The sequence below is a fragment of the Xenorhabdus sp. BG5 genome, assembly GCF_015163665.1.
GTDB lineage: Bacteria > Pseudomonadota > Gammaproteobacteria > Enterobacterales > Enterobacteriaceae > Xenorhabdus.
This window is the reverse complement of record NZ_JADEUG010000001.1, coordinates 277,765-299,233: the sequence shown is the minus strand read 5'-3', so window position 1 is coordinate 299,233 and position 21,469 is coordinate 277,765. Positions and strand designations below refer to the sequence as shown.

The 21,469-nt window shown below is 43.3% G+C and carries 14 protein-coding genes and 2 pseudogenes; 9 read left to right on the top strand and 7 right to left on the bottom strand.

The window, feature by feature from the left end; genetic code table 11:
- Positions 1-8 precede the first annotated feature (8 nt).
- Together ispE and lolB are read right to left on the bottom strand one after the other, a co-directional pair.
- The gene (gene ispE, locus IQ209_RS01245; RefSeq protein WP_193848250.1) at positions 9-914 is read right to left on the bottom strand and encodes a 4-(cytidine 5'-diphospho)-2-C-methyl-D-erythritol kinase; all 906 of its coding nucleotides are present in this window, start codon (positions 912-914) and stop codon (positions 9-11) included.
- The gene (lolB, locus tag IQ209_RS01240) at positions 914-1,531 is read right to left on the bottom strand and encodes a lipoprotein insertase outer membrane protein LolB (protein WP_193848248.1); all 618 of its coding nucleotides are present in this window, start codon (positions 1,529-1,531) and stop codon (positions 914-916) included. The genes ispE and lolB overlap by 1 nt, the downstream gene beginning before the upstream one ends.
- Before the next feature lie 297 nt (positions 1,532-1,828).
- On the opposite strand from lolB, the gene hemA reads away from it, so the two are divergent.
- The 5 genes from hemA (at position 1,829) to kdsA (ending at position 6,800) form a co-directional block, all read left to right on the top strand.
- On the top strand, positions 1,829-3,091 hold the full coding sequence (gene hemA, locus IQ209_RS01235) for a glutamyl-tRNA reductase (RefSeq protein ID WP_193848246.1): 1,263 nt from the start codon (positions 1,829-1,831) through the stop codon (positions 3,089-3,091).
- A 30-nt stretch (positions 3,092-3,121) separates the two neighbouring features.
- Positions 3,122-4,204: a peptide chain release factor 1 gene (prfA, locus tag IQ209_RS01230; protein ID WP_193848244.1), complete on the top strand. Its 1,083-nt coding sequence runs from the start codon at positions 3,122-3,124 to the stop codon at positions 4,202-4,204.
- Positions 4,204-5,064, top strand: a complete 861-nt coding sequence (gene prmC / locus IQ209_RS01225) for a peptide chain release factor N(5)-glutamine methyltransferase (protein ID WP_193848242.1) — start codon at positions 4,204-4,206, stop codon at positions 5,062-5,064. Before prfA ends, prmC begins: the two co-directional genes overlap by 1 nt.
- A complete protein-coding gene (sirB1, locus tag IQ209_RS01220) occupies positions 5,048-5,857 on the top strand; it encodes an invasion regulator SirB1 (protein WP_193848240.1) in 810 nt (269 codons plus the stop codon). Before prmC ends, sirB1 begins: the two co-directional genes overlap by 17 nt.
- A gap of 88 nt (positions 5,858-5,945) precedes the next feature.
- Entirely contained in the window at positions 5,946-6,800 is an 855-nt protein-coding gene (gene kdsA, locus IQ209_RS01215; RefSeq protein WP_193848238.1) for a 3-deoxy-8-phosphooctulonate synthase, read from the top strand.
- A gap of 68 nt (positions 6,801-6,868) precedes the next feature.
- Here the strand turns inward: kdsA and IQ209_RS01210 are convergent, their stop codons facing one another.
- Complete coding sequence (locus IQ209_RS01210) at positions 6,869-7,780, bottom strand: aspartyl protease family protein (protein WP_193848236.1); 912 nt, start codon at positions 7,778-7,780, stop codon at positions 6,869-6,871.
- A gap of 126 nt (positions 7,781-7,906) precedes the next feature.
- On the bottom strand, positions 7,907-9,595 hold the full coding sequence (gene dauA / locus IQ209_RS01205; protein ID WP_193848234.1) for a C4-dicarboxylic acid transporter DauA: 1,689 nt from the start codon (positions 9,593-9,595) through the stop codon (positions 7,907-7,909).
- 417 nt (positions 9,596-10,012) lie between these two features.
- Here dauA and IQ209_RS01200 point away from each other — a divergent pair, with 417 nt between their 5' ends.
- Positions 10,013-11,005: a S9 family peptidase gene (locus IQ209_RS01200; RefSeq protein WP_193848232.1), complete on the top strand. Its 993-nt coding sequence runs from the start codon at positions 10,013-10,015 to the stop codon at positions 11,003-11,005.
- Positions 11,006-11,049: 44 nt separating this feature from the next.
- Here IQ209_RS01200 and IQ209_RS01195 read toward each other — a convergent pair.
- Together IQ209_RS01195 and IQ209_RS18160 are read right to left on the bottom strand one after the other, a co-directional pair.
- Positions 11,050-12,851 (bottom strand): annotated as a pseudogene (locus tag IQ209_RS01195) (bifunctional alpha/beta hydrolase/class I SAM-dependent methyltransferase).
- 18 nt (positions 12,852-12,869) lie between these two features.
- Positions 12,870-13,584: pseudogene (locus tag IQ209_RS18160) on the bottom strand (CDP-alcohol phosphatidyltransferase family protein).
- Positions 13,585-13,824: 240 nt separating this feature from the next.
- Here IQ209_RS18160 and IQ209_RS01180 point away from each other — a divergent pair.
- From IQ209_RS01180 to IQ209_RS01170, 3 genes are all read left to right on the top strand, one after another.
- On the top strand, positions 13,825-14,517 hold the full coding sequence (locus IQ209_RS01180) for a YafY family protein (protein ID WP_193848226.1): 693 nt from the start codon (positions 13,825-13,827) through the stop codon (positions 14,515-14,517).
- Between the two features lie 78 nt (positions 14,518-14,595).
- Positions 14,596-15,402 (top strand): VOC family protein, encoded by an 807-nt coding sequence (locus IQ209_RS01175; protein ID WP_228005640.1) that lies wholly within the window; start codon positions 14,596-14,598, stop codon positions 15,400-15,402.
- A 402-nt stretch (positions 15,403-15,804) separates the two neighbouring features.
- Positions 15,805-20,994 (top strand): autotransporter outer membrane beta-barrel domain-containing protein, encoded by a 5,190-nt coding sequence (locus IQ209_RS01170; RefSeq protein ID WP_193848224.1) that lies wholly within the window; start codon positions 15,805-15,807, stop codon positions 20,992-20,994.
- 56 nt (positions 20,995-21,050) lie between these two features.
- Here IQ209_RS01170 and IQ209_RS01165 read toward each other — a convergent pair whose 3' ends face one another.
- On the bottom strand, positions 21,051-21,467 hold the full coding sequence (locus tag IQ209_RS01165) for a hypothetical protein (protein ID WP_193848222.1): 417 nt from the start codon (positions 21,465-21,467) through the stop codon (positions 21,051-21,053).
- Positions 21,468-21,469 lie beyond the last annotated feature (2 nt).

Below are 21,469 nucleotides of genomic sequence, written 5' to 3'. Positions count from 1 at the left end.
AATATTGCTCATTGGTTCAATAACATGGGTATCCCAGAGCGGAATGTATGCAATGGAGAAATGTTAACGCCACGCGCAACAAAACTCTGCATCCACTCTGGAGTTTCATTTAACACCTTACGGGCCGATGCTTCTGATTCGAACTCGCCGAAAACACATGCACCGGTTCCAGTCAGGCGTGACGGTGCGTATTCTAACAGCCATAAAAGAAGCTGTTCAACCTTACGAAAACGTTTTCTTGCGATTGGTTCACAATCATTTGCAAATGGTGCCTGTAATAATGCGGGTAGAGAGCGAATCGGAGAATTTCTTTTTAATTCAGGATCAGTAAAAATTGTTGGGGTTGATATTTCAATTCCAGGGTGGGCAACCAAAAACCATTTTTCTTCCGGGGAAGCAGGCTGGAGTTTTTCTCCAATACCTTCGGCAAAAGCAGCATGACCTTTGACAAAGACAGGAACGTCTGCCCCAAGGCATACGCCAAGCTGTGCTAATTCATCATCGGACAGATTGGCTTGCCAATGGTGATTGAGGGCAATTAATGCCGTTGCCGCATTGGAAGAGCCACCTCCTAACCCTCCGCCCATCGGCAGACATTTATTAACGCGAATATCGGCGCCCAAATGTTCGGTGACAGATTGAATATTCGTATTTTGATTCGGTACAGCACGTTTTTGTAATAGATGGTTCTGCAATAATCGAGCTGCCCGCACAATTAAATTGTCATCATGGGCGACACCTGTAACCGGAGTCAGCAAGCTGATTTGGTTATCTTGACGTGGGGAGATGGTGATTTCATCGCCATAATCTAAAAATTGAAACAGGGTTTGCAGTTCGTGGTAGCCGTCAGGTCGCTGCCCTGTGATATACAAAAATAAATTCAATTTTGCCGGAGAAGGCCAGGTTAAAGTCATTATTGAATCGTCCAGTTATCCATCTTTAATTTTATGCGGTTGTTTCCTTGCGTAAGCTCCAGTCGGGTGGGTAAGGCTGGCGTGATCGCTGTATCGTATCCTTGATAATTTACGCGCCAAATCTCACCCTTTTTTTTGTCGCTGACGGATTTAAGCAGGTAGTTTGCATCCAACTGAAAATCTTTGGCACTACCAGGCAGGCCGATAATCCAGCTTCTTAGATTATCCAGAGGAATATTCATATTGGTCAGTTGGTAAATTAAAGATTCGGGTTTATCACTGAGATATTTTTTACCATTATTGTCAGTGATCTGAATCATATTCGGTTCGACGAATAATTCCAATTCTGTTGTACCCAATGGATTAAGTAACAGTAGCTTATAATTGTCAGGTGAATATTGTTGCCAGAAAAATCGGGCGTACACTTTTTTCTCATCTGCCAGATAAGCGAAAGAACCTCGGGTTTGGTAGTGCCCTAATTTTTGCAGTTGCTGTTCACGGGCGTGCCATTGTGGTGTGTTCGCTGATCCCTTGCCCATAGGGGGTTGCGTGATTGTACAGGCAGTCAGTAAAACACCGGAGAGGGGAAGTAAGCGAAAAAAAGCAGACATTTTCATACGGTAACCCTTGGTAGTAAGAAAGCTTGGCATTTTGTCGATTATAAATATGGCAATGTTTATATGACAATTTAAAGCGTGTTACTCAAGTCTATAATCATAGAGGGTAATTTAACGAAAGTTTGCTGAGAATTCTCGAATAAAATTATCGCAGAACCGTCCGATTGACTTTTATTGCACTGATGCATCAAGTAGAATGCTCGACCAATGAGAGTCCTTATGAAGGGTGTGAGTTTATGAGAATAATTATCGATATCATCATGATCTTGCCTCCTATGATAACTCAATGCAGTTAAGATGACTTTATTAGCACTCGGTATCAACCATAAAACAGCGCCTGTTTCTTTACGTGAGCGGGTGTCTTTTTCTCCTGACACGATAGGATTAGCGCTTGATGACTTGCTCCAGCAACCACTGGTGCGAGGCGGCGTTGTGCTGTCCACCTGCAACCGTACAGAGCTTTACCTCAGTGTTGAACAGCAGGGTAATTTTGAAGAACAGTTAATTAATTGGCTATGCAAATATCATCAGCTTAACCCTGATGATTTGACAGGCAGCCTCTACTGGTATTTAGACAATGAGGCCGTCAGCCATTTGATGCGAGTTGCGAGCGGCCTGGATTCCCTGGTATTGGGGGAGCCGCAGATTTTGGGACAGGTGAAAAAGGCTTTTTCTGAGTCGCAAAATTATCAATCTTTGTCGAGTGAACTGGAACGCTTATTCCAAAAATCTTTCTCGGTGGCTAAGCGGATCAGAACAGAAACAGAAATTGGCGCCAATGCCGTTTCTGTCGCATTTGCAGCCTGTACGCTTGCGCGGCAAATTTTTGAATCCCTTTCCCAACTGAATATCCTGCTGGTGGGAGCGGGTGAAACAATTGAACTGGTTGCCCGTCATCTAAAAGAGCATGGTGTGAATCACATGATGATCGCCAACCGGACAAAAGAGCGGGCACAGATGCTTGCCAGTGAAGTCAATGCCGAAGTCATTTCCCTGCCGGATATCGATACCCGATTGGCAGAAGCGGATATTGTCATTAGCTCCACCGCCAGTCCATTGCCGATCATTGGCAAAGGTATGGTCGAAAGGGCGTTGAAATTACGTCGTAACCAACCCATGTTGCTGATTGACATTGCCGTTCCCCGCGATATTGAACCGGATGTGGAAAAATTGAGTGATGTTTATCTGTACAGCGTGGATGATTTACAGGCTATCATTCAGCAAAATCTTGCTCAACGTAAAGCTGCGGCAGTGGTTGCGGAAGGGATTGTGCAACAAGAAAGCAGCCATTTCATGGATTGGTTGCGTTCTCAAGGCGCTGTTAATACAATTCGCGAATATCGAGAGCAGGCAGAGAAAATTAGGGCTGAGATGACGGCAAAAGCATTGATGTCCATAAGACAGGGTGCTGATGCTGAACAGATCATTAACCAATTGACCTACCAGTTGACGAATCGTCTGATCCATACACCGACTAAATCTCTCCAACAGGCTGCCAGTGATGGCGATTTGGAACGCCTGAATCTATTACGGGACAGCCTTGGGCTGGATCATAACTAACCCTATTCTTAATAAGGTCTGATATTACGAATGAAGCCTTCTATTGTCGCTAAATTGGAAGCATTACAAGAACGCCATGAAGAAGTCTTGGCTCACCTCGGTGATGCTGAGGTTATCGCTGATCAAGAGCGTTTTCGCGCGTTATCAAAGGAATATGCTCAACTGACCGATGTGACTAACTGTTTTAAAGTCTGGAAAAGCGTTCAGGATGATATTGAAACAGCTGAGATGATGCTTGATGATCCCGAAATGCGGGAAATGGCGCAGGAAGAACTCAAAAGCGCAAAAATTCGTAATGAAGAGCTGGAACAGCAACTGCAAGTGCTGTTATTACCGAAAGATCCGGATGACGAGCGCAACTGTTTCCTTGAAGTCCGTGCCGGAACGGGGGGGGATGAAGCGGCGATATTTGCCGGCGATTTATTCCGTATGTATAGCCGTTATGCTGAATCCCGTCGCTGGAAAGTGGAACTCATGAGTGCCAATGAAGGTGAACATGGCGGGTATAAGGAAGTGATTGCCAAAATTTCTGGTGAGCAAGTTTATGGACACCTGAAATTTGAGTCTGGTGGTCATCGTGTCCAGCGTGTGCCGGAAACAGAATCCCAGGGACGCATTCATACTTCTGCGTGTACGGTGGCTATCCTGCCAGCAATCCCGGAAGCGGAATTACCGGACATTAATCCAGGCGATCTGAAAATTGATACTTATCGTTCTTCCGGCGCGGGCGGGCAGCACGTCAACACCACTGACTCCGCTATTCGCATTACCCACCTGCCAACGGGGATTGTCGTAGAGTGTCAGGATGAGCGTTCACAGCACAAGAACAAAGCCAAAGCGATGTCTGTGCTTGCGGCGCGTATCCGTGCCGCTGAGATGCGAAAGCGTCAGGAAGCTGAGGCTTCTGAACGCCGTAATTTGCTTGGCTCCGGTGACCGTTCAGATCGCAACCGCACTTATAACTTCCCACAGGGACGCGTTACCGATCACCGTATCAACCTAACGTTATACCGTCTTGAAGAAGTGATGGAAGGCAAACTGGATATGTTGATCCAACCTATCATTACTGAATATCAAGCAGACCAATTATCCGCATTGTCAGAGCAGGATTGATGAATTATCAACATTGGCTCCGGCATGCCGCTATGCAGTTGACTGAAAGTGACAGCCCTAAGCGTGATGCAGAAATCTTGTTGCAACACGTAACAGGGCGTTCCCGCACTTATTTAATTGCATTCAATGAAACATCGATTTCTCCAGAGGCAGTTAACCAGCTTAATGCTTTGTTGGCCCGTCGTATTCAGGGGGAGCCGATTGCTTATATTGTGGGAGAGCGTGAGTTTTGGTCGCTGTCCCTGACCGTATCACCAGCAACGTTAATCCCACGTCCTGATACGGAATGCCTGGTTGAAAAGGCCCTGGAACTATTGCCTGAATCATCGGCACAAATCTTGGATCTTGGTACGGGAACAGGGGCAATTGCATTGGCGCTGGCAAGTGAGCGGCATGATTGCTATGTCACTGGGGTGGATATCAATCCTGATGCAGTCGCATTGGCAAAACATAATGCTGCCAGAAACGCGGAAAAATTGTCTGTTCACAATGTGAATTTTCTGCAAAGTGAGTGGTTTTCTGCGGTTGGGAAAAGACTATTTGATATGATTGTCAGTAATCCTCCCTATATTGATGAGCTTGACCCTCATCTGCGCGAAGGAGATGTCAGGTTTGAACCAGCCACTGCATTGATCGCTGCACAAAATGGCATAGCAGATTTGCAGTCAATTATAGAGCAGGCTCGCCACTTCCTGTTACCAAATGGATGGCTATTATTGGAACATGGCTGGAAACAGGGAATCGTTGTCAGAAACCTATTTTTGGAAAAAGGTTATCAACAGATAACAACTTTTCAGGATTATGGTGGTAACGAACGTATCACGGTAGGTCAATGGAATAAAGATGAAAACCATAGTTAATTATGAATTCAATAATGCTTCCCTGATAGATGGTATTATTCTGGTAACACGGGCCATTCGTCCTGATTTCCACCACACAATGGTGACTGAGCAATTAACGGTATTGGTTGAAGAAGCGCGACAAAAACTTTCCTCTATTACTGACACCAAAGCAAAATTACACGCATTATTGACGCTATTTTATCGAGAATGGAAATTTGGTGGCGCGCATGGTGTGTATTGTTTATCTGATACCTTGTGGTTGGATAATGTATTGCGTTCACGTCAAGGCGCTCCCGTCACATTGGGAACGATATTTGCCCATATTGCTCAGGTGCTGGCATTGCCTGTACAGCCTGTTATATTCCCGACACAGTTAATCTTGCGATTTGATGTGGCTGATGCGCCGACATGGTTTATTAACCCGATGAATGGTGATACGCTCAACGAACATATCCTTGATGTCTGGTTAAAAGGTAATATTGGCCCGATGGTTCGTTTGGAAAATAAGGATTTACAGGAAGCTGATAATAACAGCATTGTGCGAAAAGTTACCGATATTATCAAAATTTCCTTAATGGAAGAGAAAAAAATGGAGTTGGCGTTAAAAGCCAGCGAAGTCGTGCTGATGTTCGATCCCGAAGATCCGTATGAAATCCGCGACCGCGGGCTGATTTATGCGCAGCTCGATTGTAATCACATTGCTGTTTCAGATTTGAGTTATTTCGTGGAGCATTGCCCTGAGGACCCGATCTCAGAAATGATAAAAATGCAGATTAACTCTATTGATCAGAGAGCGCTCATCCTCCATTAAAGGCGTTATAAGGCAGCATTTCTTTGCCTTTTATTTATTTTTATGGATACAGCAAATTTATTTGCCCTTAACAAGAGAAGGTATAAACATGCAACAGAAAGTGGTTAATATTGGTGACATCAAGGTCGCAAATGATCTGCCTTTTGTACTGTTTGGTGGTATGAATGTCCTTGAGTCACGGGATTTGGCCATGCGCATTTGTGAACACTATGTGACCGTAACGCAAAAACTGGGCATCCCTTATGTTTTTAAGGCGTCTTTTGATAAGGCTAACCGATCTTCGATCCACTCCTATCGCGGACCTGGTCTGGAAGAGGGGATGAGAATCTTTCAGGAGCTGAAACAGACTTTTGGCGTGAGAATTATCACTGATATACATGAACCCGCGCAAGCCCAACCCGTTGCAGAGGTGGTTGATGTCATCCAGCTTCCTGCTTTCCTTGCCCGCCAGACTGATCTGGTTGAAGCGATGGCAAAAACTGGCGCAGTTATCAATGTCAAAAAACCTCAGTTCGTTAGCCCAGGGCAGATGGGCAATATCGTTGAAAAATTTAAAGAAGGCGGCAACGATCAGATAATACTGTGTGACCGTGGCAGTAACTTTGGTTACGACAATCTGGTCGTCGATATGTTGGGTTTTGGTGTCATGAAACAGGCAACCAATGGCTCACCCGTGATTTTCGACGTCACTCATTCATTGCAATGCCGTGATCCATTGGGTGCCGCTTCCGGTGGTCGTCGTGCGCAAGTGTCAGAATTGGCCCGTGCTGGTATGGCGGTAGGAATTGCCGGTTTGTTCCTTGAAGCTCATCCTGATCCAGAAAATGCAAAATGTGATGGCCCATCAGCATTACCATTGGCAAAACTGGAGCCATTCCTGATGCAGATAAAAGCCATTGATGATGTAGTGAAAAGTTTCCCAGAGCTGGATACCAGCAAATAATCACGGGATCTGTTTTGATTTTTTGATAATGCGGTTGCAGGCATTTTATCCTGTAACCGCTGACTTTTTTACGCATTATCTTTAATAAATAATCTCTTGCCGGGAAAATCAATTAATACTGCATATTGATTGAAGAAGTTATTTCCAATTAATCCATCCGCATTTAAATGATTAAAATCTCCATCAACCAGTAGTGAATTCAGTTTTATTTTTTTAGCATCTTTCTCATCAAGTTGAAACGTCGATACAGTGCATTCTTCATTTTCCAGATCTTTGCTTAAAGCCCGGCAGGGAAGGATAACTGGAGGTGATTGCAGCCTTTGTTGCCAAAAAACGGAAGCTGATGCACCAGTGTCCAGGATCATGTTGTAATTCTTGGCGTTTTGTGAAACGTTGACAACAATGCCTTCTTGAGTGAGTCTCAGCGGTAATTCGCTCCAACCATCAGTCACATTGACGTCCAATGCTTGCAAATGGTCAGAAACTGACAATTGTTGTTTTTTGTAATCGATAAGAACAGCTTTATCTTTGAATAAATTAAGGCCCATTACCATCGAAGTGGGAAGCTTTTTTTCTCTACCTAATACAGTGACTCCCCACGGTGTTAGCGAAACGCCGGTAATATCCTTAAATATCATTCCGTTTATCGAAAGTTGTGGAATGTGAAATTTGTCATTAAAAAAAACTTTGCCTGTAACATCAGTAGAGCGTTCTTTTTCAGGATCTATCACTAAGCCTGGGATTTCCGACATAAACTCTTTCGTTAAATGGAGGCCTTGAGATGCTCCCGTGTCGATCATCAAATTTTGCTTTTTCCCATCAATTTCGAGATTTGCTATTGGCGTAGAAAATTTATCAAATTGAAAATTTATATGCATGACTTCTTCAGCAGCCATGGAATCTGTGGCAAACAATGGCGTAACGGAAGAAAAAACGATAAATGTTATTGCCGTAAGATGTTTATTGAGTGAAAAAAGCATGAAAATTCTCCCTATCTGCGTTTATAGTTAAGACAAATTTTGGGGTGAAAAATGAGCTTATCTTGAGTCTTGCAATAAGAATATTAGACCAAAAAAGTATCTAATATTCTTATCTGGAGATTTAGGCTAATCTATTTCTTGCAGCGCTTTGGATAAAGTGGCATGAAAGCTCAATTGCCCTTTAATCGGTTCGACTTTGGCTCGTGCCAGTGTTTTCAAGGGCTGGAAGGAAATATCGCACACAACGAGGTGTTTCTCTTTTCCCATCTCCCGGACGAATCCTTGGAAAGCATGTAGCCCACCTGCATCCAGAACCGGAACCGCATCCCACTGCATAATAATGGTGTGATAATCGGTTCCTTGTTCTTTCAGTTCAGCAAAAATACGTTCTGCGGCCGCGAAAAACAGAGGGCCATTAATTCGCACAACCAACAAACCGGTATCATTATTCGTTGCAGGAGAAATGCTGATTCGGGTCATATTGGCAATTTTGCGCATAAACAGTAGTGAAGCCAGCACAATGCCTATCGTGATAGCCACTACCATATCAAACAGAACCGTTAATGACATACACAGTAACATCACGATGATATCGTCTTTGGGGGCACGGCGAATGAGATCCACAACCTTATGGGCTTCGCTCATATTCCACGCCACAATCAACAAAATGGCTGACATAGCGGCAAGCGGTAAATAAGAAAGCATTGGGGCAAGAACCAGCAGCGCCAATAACACCAGCAGAGAATGAACAATAGCGGCAATTGGTGAAGTTGCACCTGCCCGCACATTGGCGGCTGAACGGGCGATAGCCGCCGTTGCGGTAATCCCGCCAAAGAAAGGAGCGACAATATTACCCATTCCTTGGCCGATCAATTCACTGTTGGAATGATGTTTTTTTCCGGTCATGCCATCCAGAATAACGGCGCACAGTAGGGATTCAATTGCGCCTAACATTGCCATCGAAAATGCAGCGGGCAGTAATGCTGATACTGTATTCCAGCTAATATCAAGAGAGTGAGTACCAGGTAATTGCCACGGCAGGACAAATTGAGGAAGAATGGGGGGAATACCTTGGCCTTGTGTACCTTCTTCCAGCGTATAGCTAAATGATGAACCAATCGTTGCTACATCATGGCCTAACAGATGCATGATCCCCATGATACCCGTACCTGCCAGCAAAGCCGGTAGGTGACCCGGTAACTTTAACCCCAGTTTTGGCCAGAAAATCAATACCAGCAGGGTGGTTAAACCAATGAGAGTATCGCTGACTTGTAATGAAGGAAACGCTTGGGAGAGGGCGATCACCTTATTAATATAATTTTCCGGCACATGGTCTAATTTCAGGCCGAAGAAATTCTGCACTTGCATGGTAGCGATAGTAATAGCAATACCAGACGTAAATCCAAGCGTAACAGACAGTGGAATATACTCAATCAGTCGGCCTAATCGCGCTAATCCCATGATAAGCAGAATAATGCCTGACATGAGCGTGGCGATAAGTAAGCCACTGAGACCAAATTGCTGTGATACAGGATAGAGTATCACCACAAAAGCTGCTGTTGGGCCGGAAACGCTATAGCGTGATCCTCCGGTCACAGCAATAATCATGCCAGCAATAGCCGCAGTATACAGGCCGTATTGTGGTGCAACACCACTGCCGATTGCCAGAGCCATTGCCAGTGGGATAGCAATAATTCCCACGGTGATACCAGCAATTATGTCTTTGATAAAACGGTGAAAAGAGTAAGTTTCTTTCCAACAAGCGTCAATAAATGCACTAAATGGACGTATTCCCTTAATTTTACGAGTATTCATTTAATTGAGAACCAAAAAATAAGATAGCAAATGATGAACTGAAAAAAGTCATGCCAGCATATCGCTTTTATCAGCTGAGAAAAGTGTTATATGTCAAAAAGTTAACTAATTTTACTTGTCAGCTTTTGGAAAATGCGCTTTCTAAATTATTTTAGTACAAGTTTTATCGATGGTGAAATTGTATTGAAGTTATTAAAACAGTCAGATAATTGTTGGATTACACTTATATACGCATTAAACTTCAAGTTGCCATTTACAACACGATATTAAACCTGATTTCTCCCCGCGAAGCGGGGAGAAATCACACGCATCTTGAAGTTAGATTGGTATATTTGGGCTTTTAAAGTCTAAGACTAAATGATAAAAATAAAGAGAAGAAAATATAACGTTTAACAAAGAATTATTAGGCTAATACTTATGAAGAAACAATACCAATGGTTAAAAATTGTTCCTCTTGTTTTTGGTTTTTTACTCTTGGCGTGTGATGAAGACAATTACAGTTTTAAATTACGTGAAGATGATTATGCTGAAGCACATAATAAATTCAAAACTCAAATTGTTGATAACAGTTTTGTTGGTGATGGACAACCGGCTATACCGCCAAAAGATATTTTTTCGTTAATATATTATCCTGCTGAAGATGGAAACATGGCTGCTTTTCTTAGCACACCTCCAGTCGATCAGAGTAAAAAATATCCGGCGATAATTTGGTTAACAGGAGGATATGGCGGCATTGGCAATGATGACTTTTTCTGGTCTGAGCACTCTGCTGATAATGATCAATCAGCTTCATCATTTAGACGTGATGGATTGGTATTAATGATCCCTAGTTTTAGGGGAGAAAATGCCAACCCAGGGCGTTATGAAATGTTTTATGGTGAGTTGCGTGACATTGAATCAGCGAGACAATATTTAACCAAGTTACCTTATGTTGATCCAAATCGAATTTATTTGGCTGGACACAGTACTGGTGGTACGCGATCACTGTTAGCTAGCGAGTATTCCAAAGGATTTAGAGCAGTTTTTTCGCTGGGTGGTATTCCTGACTTACGTTTACGTATTAATTATGGGCCTATTCCTGTTACAGTTCCTTTTGATCAGAATGATCCCAACGAATTTGAACTTCGTTCTCCCAGAACTTTTTTAAAATCTATAAAAACTCCTACTTTCTATTTTGAAGGAGAATATGCTTATTGGGATGAATTTGATGAAGTCAAAGAGATTGCTTCAAACAAAGGTATTCCTTTATATATTTATCGCATTAAAAACGGTGATCATTTTAATATTATTAGGCCATTGAACAACCTTATTGTGGAAAAAATATTAAATGATAAGGGAGAACAAGCAAACATTGAATTTAATGAAAACGACTTTCTAAATATCCAATATAATCTTTCAGCATCAAACTAACTGGTTAATTTCTACGCCTCTGAGGAGGCGTTAGCGATAATAAATCAATTTTCAATGTGGGCTTTCTTGGCAATCGATACAGTAAAAATCCCCCAGTTATCCGTTAATTGATACTGTTTTTCAAAACCAGCCGCTTCTACTAATGCGTCTATTTCACCTTGGGTACGTCGTCGCATGATCCACGGCTGATTTTCGCGATGACTGGAAAGAACGCGCGCGATCATTTCAAGTTGTGGATGCCAAGGTTGTCCGGTATATATCAGATACCCCTTTTCGGCGATTGCATCAGCAAGACCACGCAGGGAATTTTTAATTAACGTATTGTCAGAAAACAGTTCATAAAGACCGGAAACTATGCCCAGAGTTGGTGTGGGGGAAATGGCTGTAATGCTTTCAGCATCAAAAGCGTCACCGATGACAAAACGAATTTTATCGGTAAGATTACGCTCTGCAATATAGGCTTGGCCCTGATTAACATTAATTTCGCTGTAATCCCTTAACAAAATCGAGTCAATTTTGCTGAAGTCGTTGATCGCATCAAAAATATAGCGTCCATGTCCGGCCGCGATATCGACAATATGAATCGGTTGGTTTTGTTGATGTAGATGGTGAATCGCTTGGCGGATTAAGGTTTCCATATTGATTTTACGCTGTCGTATGCCGCGCCAGCCAATATTGCCTCTGAGATATTGCTGATCGACTAACCGTCCCCAAACTCCTTGACCTTGTGGTTGATTGCGATAGACATAATCCAGCGTGGAACCGGAATCAAAACCGGTCTCAAGGCCGATGCGGATACCTTCAGAAGCTTTGCCCCAGCGTGTATTCATTGCTTTACGCATTAATTTATAGCTAAGATTTTTAGGGCACCAGCGGGGTAATGGATGAGATAGAGTACGAAACTCATCGGCTGTATGGCTCCAGATATCTTCATTACTGTAATCATGTTGGTAACGTGGGATAGAAAAAATACGATCAATAAAAGTAGTATTTTGTCGAAGACGAAATGGCGATTTTTTTCGCCCAGCGTATCGTGGTAAAACCCCGCCATAACATATTTCTCTTTAATTGGGGTATTCAATTGTTGGTAGAATTGGTGTTGGGGGTTATGGTTCACCACATAATCATTACCGGAAATAAACAGTTGTGTCGGTAAGGTAATGGCGCTGGCATCTTTCACCACACGTTTTGCAGTTTGATAAAGTTCTAGCAGAATATTGACGGCAATTTCGCGGGTAATCAGGGGATCACGGTCATAAGATGTGATACGAGCTTCATCGTGAGTCAGGAATTTCGCTTTTACGTAAGAATTGACGAAGAAAACTCCCCGTACTTTCTGCATCAATCGCAATCCTTGCACTGCAAAGGGAACATATAATTTGATATCGAACGCAGGAGCTGCAAGTATCATGGCGCGGATTTTGGGTGCATAATCATGTACCCAGGCAGACACTAACACTGCCCCGACACTCTGACCAATAACCACGATATTTTCCATTGCGATGTGGTAATTGGTGGCAATAAACCTGACAAATTCATCAACATCTCGAATAGATCTGCCCATTGATGGGCTATAACCCCGTGGTCCTTCTGTTTTTCCATGTCCACGAGCGTCCCATGCAAACATTGGCACATCAGAAAGATTGAGCTCATCAACAACATGCTGAATTCTCCCCGAATGTTCATGGCCTCGATGAAAAATGATAATCGCTTTTTCTGCCTTATCCTGCCCCTGGGGCCAATAACGATAAAACAGGGAAGTCTGATCTGATGTGGTGAAATAACATTCTTCGGCAATGCGTTGATTTAATGTTTTTGAAATAGGTGCTTGGGTTAAGAGTGTCATATTAGTGCCTTATTTGGATTATGGCTGTTCAGTTGGTTTGATATCATGCAAGGCTTTAGCAACACGCTGGTAGCAAGTTATCAGGAGTAAAATAATCATGATGGGGAATAAATAATGGCTCCAGCTTAAGGTTGAAGGGAAAAGTGCGATAATCAATCCATAAGCACCGAAGATAAAAGCGCGATCGCTTTTTCCCATTGGGCCATCATAGCGCCGTGATGCACCGATCGTTAGTGCCAGAACACCGATAAACTCTGTTAGGATAGCCAGGAATAAGCACACCAATAGACTGACATTGTTGACATTAGGTAAAAAATAGAAGGGGAGATAGAGTGCAATATCGGAAATGACATCTCCAAGTTCATTATAAATAGCCCCCAAATGAGATTTCTGGTGATAAATAGCGTTTCAAAATAATAGGAGTATTCCTTACCCCGCGTGGAGCGCGGGGTAAGGAACTCCAACATCTGATACTCTCAATATTATGAAAACCTATTTATTCTCGTGCTAACATACCATCAATGGCATTGAGTGCCATACGAATGAAAAGAAAAATAGGCAGTAGCCAATAGAAACGGGTAGAAGGAAACAGGCTCAACAATAAGCCAACAGCGATCGACAAGAACATCGCACTTAACGTGACTTGGTTGGCAGTGATCCCATATTTTTGTAGAGAAATTACGAGAGGGCGTAATAGGTTTTGGAAAAGTGGTTTTAGATTATAAATGGTCATCTTACCCTAAGTCCTTTATAGGCCAAACTGATATCAATAGACTAAATAACAGAAAAGAGTGAACAAATAAAATAGATTTTGTTTAGGTAATTAATAATTTATTGATTAGATGATGTATTATTAATTTTTATCCGTAATTATGGTTTTTAATTATTCAGTAACAGAAATTATTACGGAGAGATGATGATTTCTGTTACAAATTTGGATGAATCAATTGGTTAACATTAAGGATATGATAAATTGTCTAGAGTACAACGTTTGCTAACTCTGATAGAAATATTACGTAGTTATCACTTTCCTGTACAGGGCAAAGTATTGGCGCAGAAATTGAAGATTAGTTTAAGGACACTTTATCGGGATATTGCGACCTTGCAGGCTCAAGGGGCAAATATCGAGGGAGAAGCGGGTATCGGTTATGTCTTACGACCGGGATTTGTCTTACCTCCATTGATGTTAACGCAAAATGAGATAGAAGCCTTGGCGTTAGGGGCAAGTTGGGTGGACAGGCGCGCCGATTCACAATTAAAAGCATCTGCCAATAGTGCAATCAATAAAATTGCCGCCGTGATCCCAACAGAACTTAAACAATATCTTGAGGCAAACGCATTATTAATTGGGCCTGCCGCTACGAAAATTGAGCCTTCCGTTGATATTCCGCAAATACGGCAAGCGATCAACCATCGGCATAAAATCACTTTCACTTATTTAGATCTGAAAAACACTCAATCGACCAGGACAATATGGCCATTTGCATTGGGATATTTTGAGAATATCAGTATTGTTATTGGTTGGTGTGAATTAAGAAAAACATTTCGTCATTTCAGATCGGATAGAATGCGTCATTTGAAGATAGCACAACAGTGTTATCCCCGTTCAAGACAGTCTTTACTTAAAGAATGGCGGGAAACGGAAAAATATCGTGTTAACTACTGACAAAAACTGTCACACGGGTTTGTTACTTTGGGGGTTCTTAATGTACTGAATCCGTTATCTGACTGTTGGAGTTTTTTTATGTTAACCCTCACTTTTTCTACATCGGTAAATGCAAAACCATCTCATATTTGGTCCCATTATGTCGATTTTGATTTACGAAAAAAATGGGAAGTTGATCTTGAGTATTTTGAATTTGAAGGTGAAGTGAAAACAGGGCAATACGGCAAAATGGTATTGAGTGGTATGCCGGAAATTCGTTTCTATCTTGCAAATATTGAAATCAATAAAGAATTTACTGACCAGGTCAACCTGCCACGAATGGGAGAATTAACTTTCTGTCACCAAATTTTGACCGACGAAAGTAACATAGCAAATGGTATTCAGGTGTGTGTTTCTTTTGAGCCTGAAAAACATCTTCCTGACTCCCAGGCAGTGAGTTTTTTTAAGCAAGTGACGCAAGACTTGGTCGAAACACTCTCAAGGCTTAAAGCTGTGGTTGAAAAAACTGAAACCCCCATTTCTGTTGTTAAACCTAATCTTCAACTGATTTATGTCTCTGATATCGAACGTTCTACGGCCTTTTATTCAACTATTTTTAATGCTGAACCGGTTTTTTCCAGCCCGCGTTATGTCGCATTTACTGTGGGTAAAGAAGCTATTTTCGCTATTTGGAGTGGAGGAACAAAGCCAGATAACACCGCGCCGCGGTTTTCAGAAATGGGTATTATGTTGCCCACTTGCGAAGAGGTTGATCAACTTTTTGAGAAATGGCAACAAAATCCCAATATTGATATTCAGCAGGAACCCTACACTGACGTTTTTGGCCGCACTTTTCTTGTGAAAGATCCCGATGGCCATATGATTCGGGTTTGTCCTTTGGATTAAGGGAATGATAAAGGTGGCTAATGGTTATCCGCTAATTTTTTTCTCATGAAGAAAAACCCGAATTATCGATGCTATTTATGAAGAAATCTTTATTGTATTAATATCAGGCAGTTAAATTTCTCATACCTGACAGCGCTGTCATTTTGCCTTTATGTCTTTTTGTATTCACCAATGAACTGGCACATCTTGAACTTAATCTTGCTTAGTTGATCTTTCTGGCCTCTATTCCGGAGAGGTGTAAATTTTGGTAGAAATAATCGACGAAATAATAAAGTTATTCTAAAGTATTTATGGATTTAGAATTTCCACCATTTTGTTTTCACTGACAAAGCATTGACTGTTTTTTTAGGCGCTTTATCCCCCTTCTTACAACGAAATTCAGGTTATTGAGGGAATCCATTTATGAAAATATACAGATATGCCGTTTTGCCAATGGCTCTTAGGGTGGCTTTGTTTTTTCCCGGAGTAAGCGTTAATGCAATAGCGGCTGCATCATCATGTGGCTCTTCCAATACGACGACTATTTCCGATGCTGAGACAGAACCCTATAATCTGTCAAGTGGTGATAATCTTATTATCAATAAAGGTGCATCGATTGATGCCCCTAGGGGGCAACCAACTACATCAGATCCTTACGGACTGAAATACAGTGCAGTCAATGTCGGTGAGAACAATAATATAGCACCAAAAACTTTAGTTGATTGCATTGAGAATAATGGCGTTTTGCAGGGAACTAATGGAGTCATAGTAACTTACAGTGGTTCTGTTGGAACGCTACTCAATCACGGAATAATAAGTGGAGTGATGGGAGCCATTTGGGCTTCTGGCCACATAAACACGTTAGATAATTATGGCTCAATCAAATTGATTGATGCTTCTAATTCATATAATTCAATACAGATCCAGCAGGCGAGTAACACAGATAAGAATGACCAACTTGGAAGCATAGATACCATCATAAATCGGGAGAAAGGATCGATTGATGGAATAGCCGTTACAACGTCGATACTTAAAAATTTTAATAATTATGGAATATTGTCTCTGGGGAATATTGTCAACTCTGCTCCCGCGACGTTTGTTATTGAATCTGGTAGTAATGTTGGTACTTTCAATAATGATGGGACAGTGACAGGACCTAATCACGGTGTTCTGATTCGAGGTGGGGGATACCTCGAAAACCTGAATAATAACTCCGGGAGTAAAGGGATCACGGCTGACCAGGACGCAATTCAGGTCACTGAGCAGGGGATGACTGAATTGAATGTTAATCCCCAGATCAGGCCGTCTAAAATTAAACAAATTACCAACGCTTCCTTGCTATATGGAAAGAAAAATGGAATTCATATCGACGATAAAGGCGTTATTGATACCATCACGAATTTGGACGGAGGTGTAATAAAGGGAGACCAATTCGCTATAAAGAATAATGGCACCATGACTAACGATATTCATAATTCAGGCGCAATTGATGGCAATGTCGAGCTTGGCAGTGCCAGCCTTTATATGTCTGGCCCAAATGTAACCCTGAAGGGCAATGTGTCCGGGGCGAAAAATTCAGTGGTCACCATCGGGGCAAAAGGTGCTACAACAGGAAATCTGGATCTTACCTATACCCACGATATGAATATTGGTACGGTCAATATATTATCCGGCAGCACGTTACGTTTGGGTGACGGACATAACACGGGAAGCATCACCAGTAACGTGGATAATGCAGGAAGCCTTTATTTCAACCGAAACAATAAAGTGACCTATAACCACATTATTAGTGGAGCAGGCTCAGTTCACCAAGTGGGGAGTGGCACAACTATTTTGACAGAGGCGAATACTTATACCGGTGAGACAAAAATCGAATCGGGTATTTTGCAACTTGGCAATAAAGGGCTGGCGGGAAGCCTTGATAATACTTCCAAAGTGACAATTGGGCAGAGCGGTGTACTGGCTTTCGACCGAACAAATCCCACCCTCTTTGCCGCTGATATTGAAGGCGCCGGTTTCCTTCACCAACAAGGCACCGGTGATTTGACTCTGACCGGTAATGTGACCACGGGTAAACCGATCACAGTGACATCGGGCAAACTGCGGTTTGGTGATGGCAACACTATAGGCAAACTCTCGCTCACCGGAATCGACAACAAAGGCGCGGTTGTCGTTGCCGGTACGAAGAGCAGTATGGTGACACTCGATGGTGAGATAAGCGGGACAGGCACTTTGGAGATCGCCGGCGGCAAAGCTATCATAACCAGTGACAGCAACTACTCGGGCCAGACTAGCATTGGCAATGGCGCAACGTTACAGCTTGGTCATGGTGGAACGACCGGAAACCTGACCAAAAGCGATATCTTAAACAAAGGCACTCTGGCACTCAATCTGAGTGGAACAAGCAACTTTGATGGTGTTATTTCTGGAAGTGGTCATATTGATAAAATTGGCGCTGGCGTAACGAGGCTAAGTTCGGATTCCTTGGCTTTTACAGGATCAACGCGTGTTAAGGAGGGAACCCTTGTCGTTGACGGCCAGCTAGGTACAAAAACCTCGACCTTCAATGTTAAAAATGGGGGAGAGGTTAATGGTACGGGCATCATTGGCGGCACGGCAACGATCGAAAGCGGCGGTCACCTTACAGGCAAACAAGGTGATACTCTGACATTTAGCAAAGATCTTATTCTCAATAGCGGCGCAAATGTGGATATTTCGTTTGGGGCAAAGGATGTCTCCGCGCCGGCATTATTTGATGTTCATGGTGATCTGACACTGGCAGGAACGCTTAATGTCACGGATCTTGGCGGACTAGCAGCAGGTGAATACGATATATTTCACTATGGCGGCACCTTAACCGATAACGGAATGACGTTCACTGGCGGAAAACCGGACTCATTCTCTCTCGGTACAAATAGAAACCATGAAGTCCATCTCATCAATACTGGCGGCATGATCCTGAACTATTGGGATGGTGGTGACATCAGTAAGCACAACAATAATGCCATTGGTGGTGGTGATGGTATTTGGCAGGTCGGTGGAAATGATAACTGGACGTCAAAAACAGGATATCCCAATGCCAGTTGGAAAAGCACTGACCAGTTTGCCATTTTCTCAGGGATCGCAGGGACTGTGCAGGTAGATAATAGCGGCGGCAATGTCACTGTAAATGGTATGCAGTTTAGCGCCGATGGTTATAAAATCACTGGCGGTTCTCTGGTCTTAGAGAATGATAAAACAGGCAGCGCCAAAATTCGGGTTGGAACGGGTAATAAGTCAACTGCTGGCAGGATTGCCACGATTGAATCAATCCTGACGGGGGCGGCTACACTTGAGACAACGGATGACGGTACGTTGGTGTTGAACGGTGAGAACAAGTACACCGGCGGCACGAAAGTGACGCGGGGTATCCTTCAGGTAGGTGATGGCGGTACTAAGGGCAGTATTTCCGGTGATGTGGTCACAGGCAGTAAAGGGACGCTGGCTTTTGACCGCGCAAATGCTGTGACATTTGACGGCAATATCACCGGCGAGGGCAAACTTATTCAAAATGGTAAAGGTACGCTGGCGCTTACCGGCGCGAATGCTCATTCAGGCGGCACGACAGTGACGCAGGGTGTTCTCCAGATAGGTGATGGCGGCACCAAGGGTAGTATTTCCGGCGATGTGGTCACAGGCAGTAAAGGGACGCTGGCTTTTGACCGCGCAGATGCTGTGACGTTTGGCGGCAATATCACCGGCGAGGGCAAACTTATTCAAAACGGTAAAGGCACGCTGGCGCTTACCGGCACGAATATCCATTCTGGTGGTACGGTAATTCGTCATGGCATTTTGCAAATCGGTGATGGACATAACAGCGGAACCCTTACTGGATTGGTCGAAAGTGGGGAAGGTACGAAACTGGTTTTCAACCGTGCTGATCAAATGGCATTTTCCGGTTCCCTAAAAGGGCAAGGGCAAATGGTGCAGGCTGGTAACGGTATAACTCTTCTGACCGGCATTAACAACTATACAGGTACGACGGAAGTACAGAAAGGGGCGCTTCGCCAAGGAGCGGAAGGGGCTTTCAGTGCAGATTCGTCTTATACAATCGGGCAACATGGTAAGCTTGATATGGGCGGATTTAATACGACTATTTCCGCTTTGAATAACAGTGGCACAGTCTTGGCTGGTGGAGATGACAAAGCCGTAGGGCGTACATTGGTGATCACAGGTAACTATGGCGGTAATAACGGTATCGTGAATTTATCGACCGTGTTGGAAGGCGATAACTCAAAGACTGACAGACTGGTGGTAAACGGCAGCACATCTGGCACAACTCATCTTGTTATCAAAAATGTCGGCGGCGCGGGTGCGCCGACGACTGAAGGCATCAAGGTTGTTGATGTGAAAGGCACGTCGGATGGCACTTTCAGTTTGGTTGGTGATTATAGTTATAAGGGAGATCCAGCCGTTGTGGTCGGTGCCTATGCTTATCGGCTTCATAAGCATGGTATTGATAATTCGGATGGAAATTGGTACCTGCGCTCGTCGCTGACCAGTCCAAAACCCAACCCAGATCCTCTACCAAAGCCACAACAACTCTATCATGCTGGCGTTAGCGTTTACGAAGCTTATGGACGAGTTTTACAGACCCTGAATATGCCTGAGTCTTTGCATGGACAAGTTGGCGGGCGTGAGGACAAACTGCGTGGTGTGAATAGTTTCAGAACCACTGCTGACGAGGGTAGCGCAGACGATAGCACAAACCCATCATTGCCCAATGGCACATGGGGACGAATGATAGCCTCTTACGGCAAATTATCGCCCCGTATCACCACATCTGGAGCGGGCGATATCACCTATAACATGGCTCGTGCTCAAATCGGCATAGACGGCCGCTTTTATGAAAATGACCATGGCTCAGTGGTTGGTGGTGGTTTCCTGCAATATTCGAATATTAATGCAAACGTGGGTTCCGTGCATGGTGAAGGTAAAATCCGTGCGAATGGTTACACGATAGGTGCGACAGGTACATGGTACGGCAATAATGGGTTTTATCTGGATGGCTTAACGCAGCTTACCTACTTTGAAAATGATCTGGATTCAAAGACGGCCAGTCGGCAACTGGGGAATAATAAGTCCGCTCTGGGCTATGCATTGGGTCTGGAAGCAGGGCAACGGTTTGATTTGACCCCAAAATGGTCGCTGACTCCGCAAGTACAGCTTGTGCATTCTGCCATCAATATGAATGACTTCCATGATACATTTGGAGCCAAAGTCCGCTTTGATCAAAGCAGGAACATGAAATTACGTGTGGGCGTGACGCTAGACTATAGCCAAAAGTGGTACGATGATCAGGGTAAGAGTGAACAAGCTGCGAAGATTTATGGCCTTTTTAACATTCGTCAGGAGCTTTTGGGGAGTAATGACGCGGTTGATGTTGAAAATGTTGCCTTCCACGGGGGGAGTGACCGAACTTGGGCTGAGACAGGCATCGGGGGTTCCTACAATTGGAATGATGGAAATTCTTTCATCTATGGTCAGACTTCAGTTAACACTAACACCAGCCTCAATAATTTTGCAGACAGCTATGAACTAAGCGCAAAAATTGGACTAAGGGTGACATGGTAATATAAAAATATGCAATAAGAATGAAGCCGTGGAAGATTATTCCACGGCAATCACTATCAGATAGGTATAGGTGGGACGGGTACTATAGGCAGGACTGATGGCCAGCTTACTAGAGAAATAAAAAAGTTAGAGAATTGAATTGGACCACTATAATCATTAAAGGCAACATTATAGACTGTTCCATAAGTTGGACTTTCCGGATTAGGTGTTATTATGTTTTCAGCCCATGTATTATCAAGACGAGGGCTTTGTGGGCAAGCCACTGTACATATTAGATTTCCAGGTGCTCCATCATAAGCAAATGAACCAGCAACTCCATAGTCAGGAGACTGATAATTCCAAGTCAAGAAAGGCTTTCCAGTAGAACTATCTTTTAACTGTGCGAAATAATAATATTGAGATACTCTTTGAAAGAAAACAGACACACGTGAACCATTCTCTATCGCTGGAAATAAAAGTGTCTGCATTGCCATAG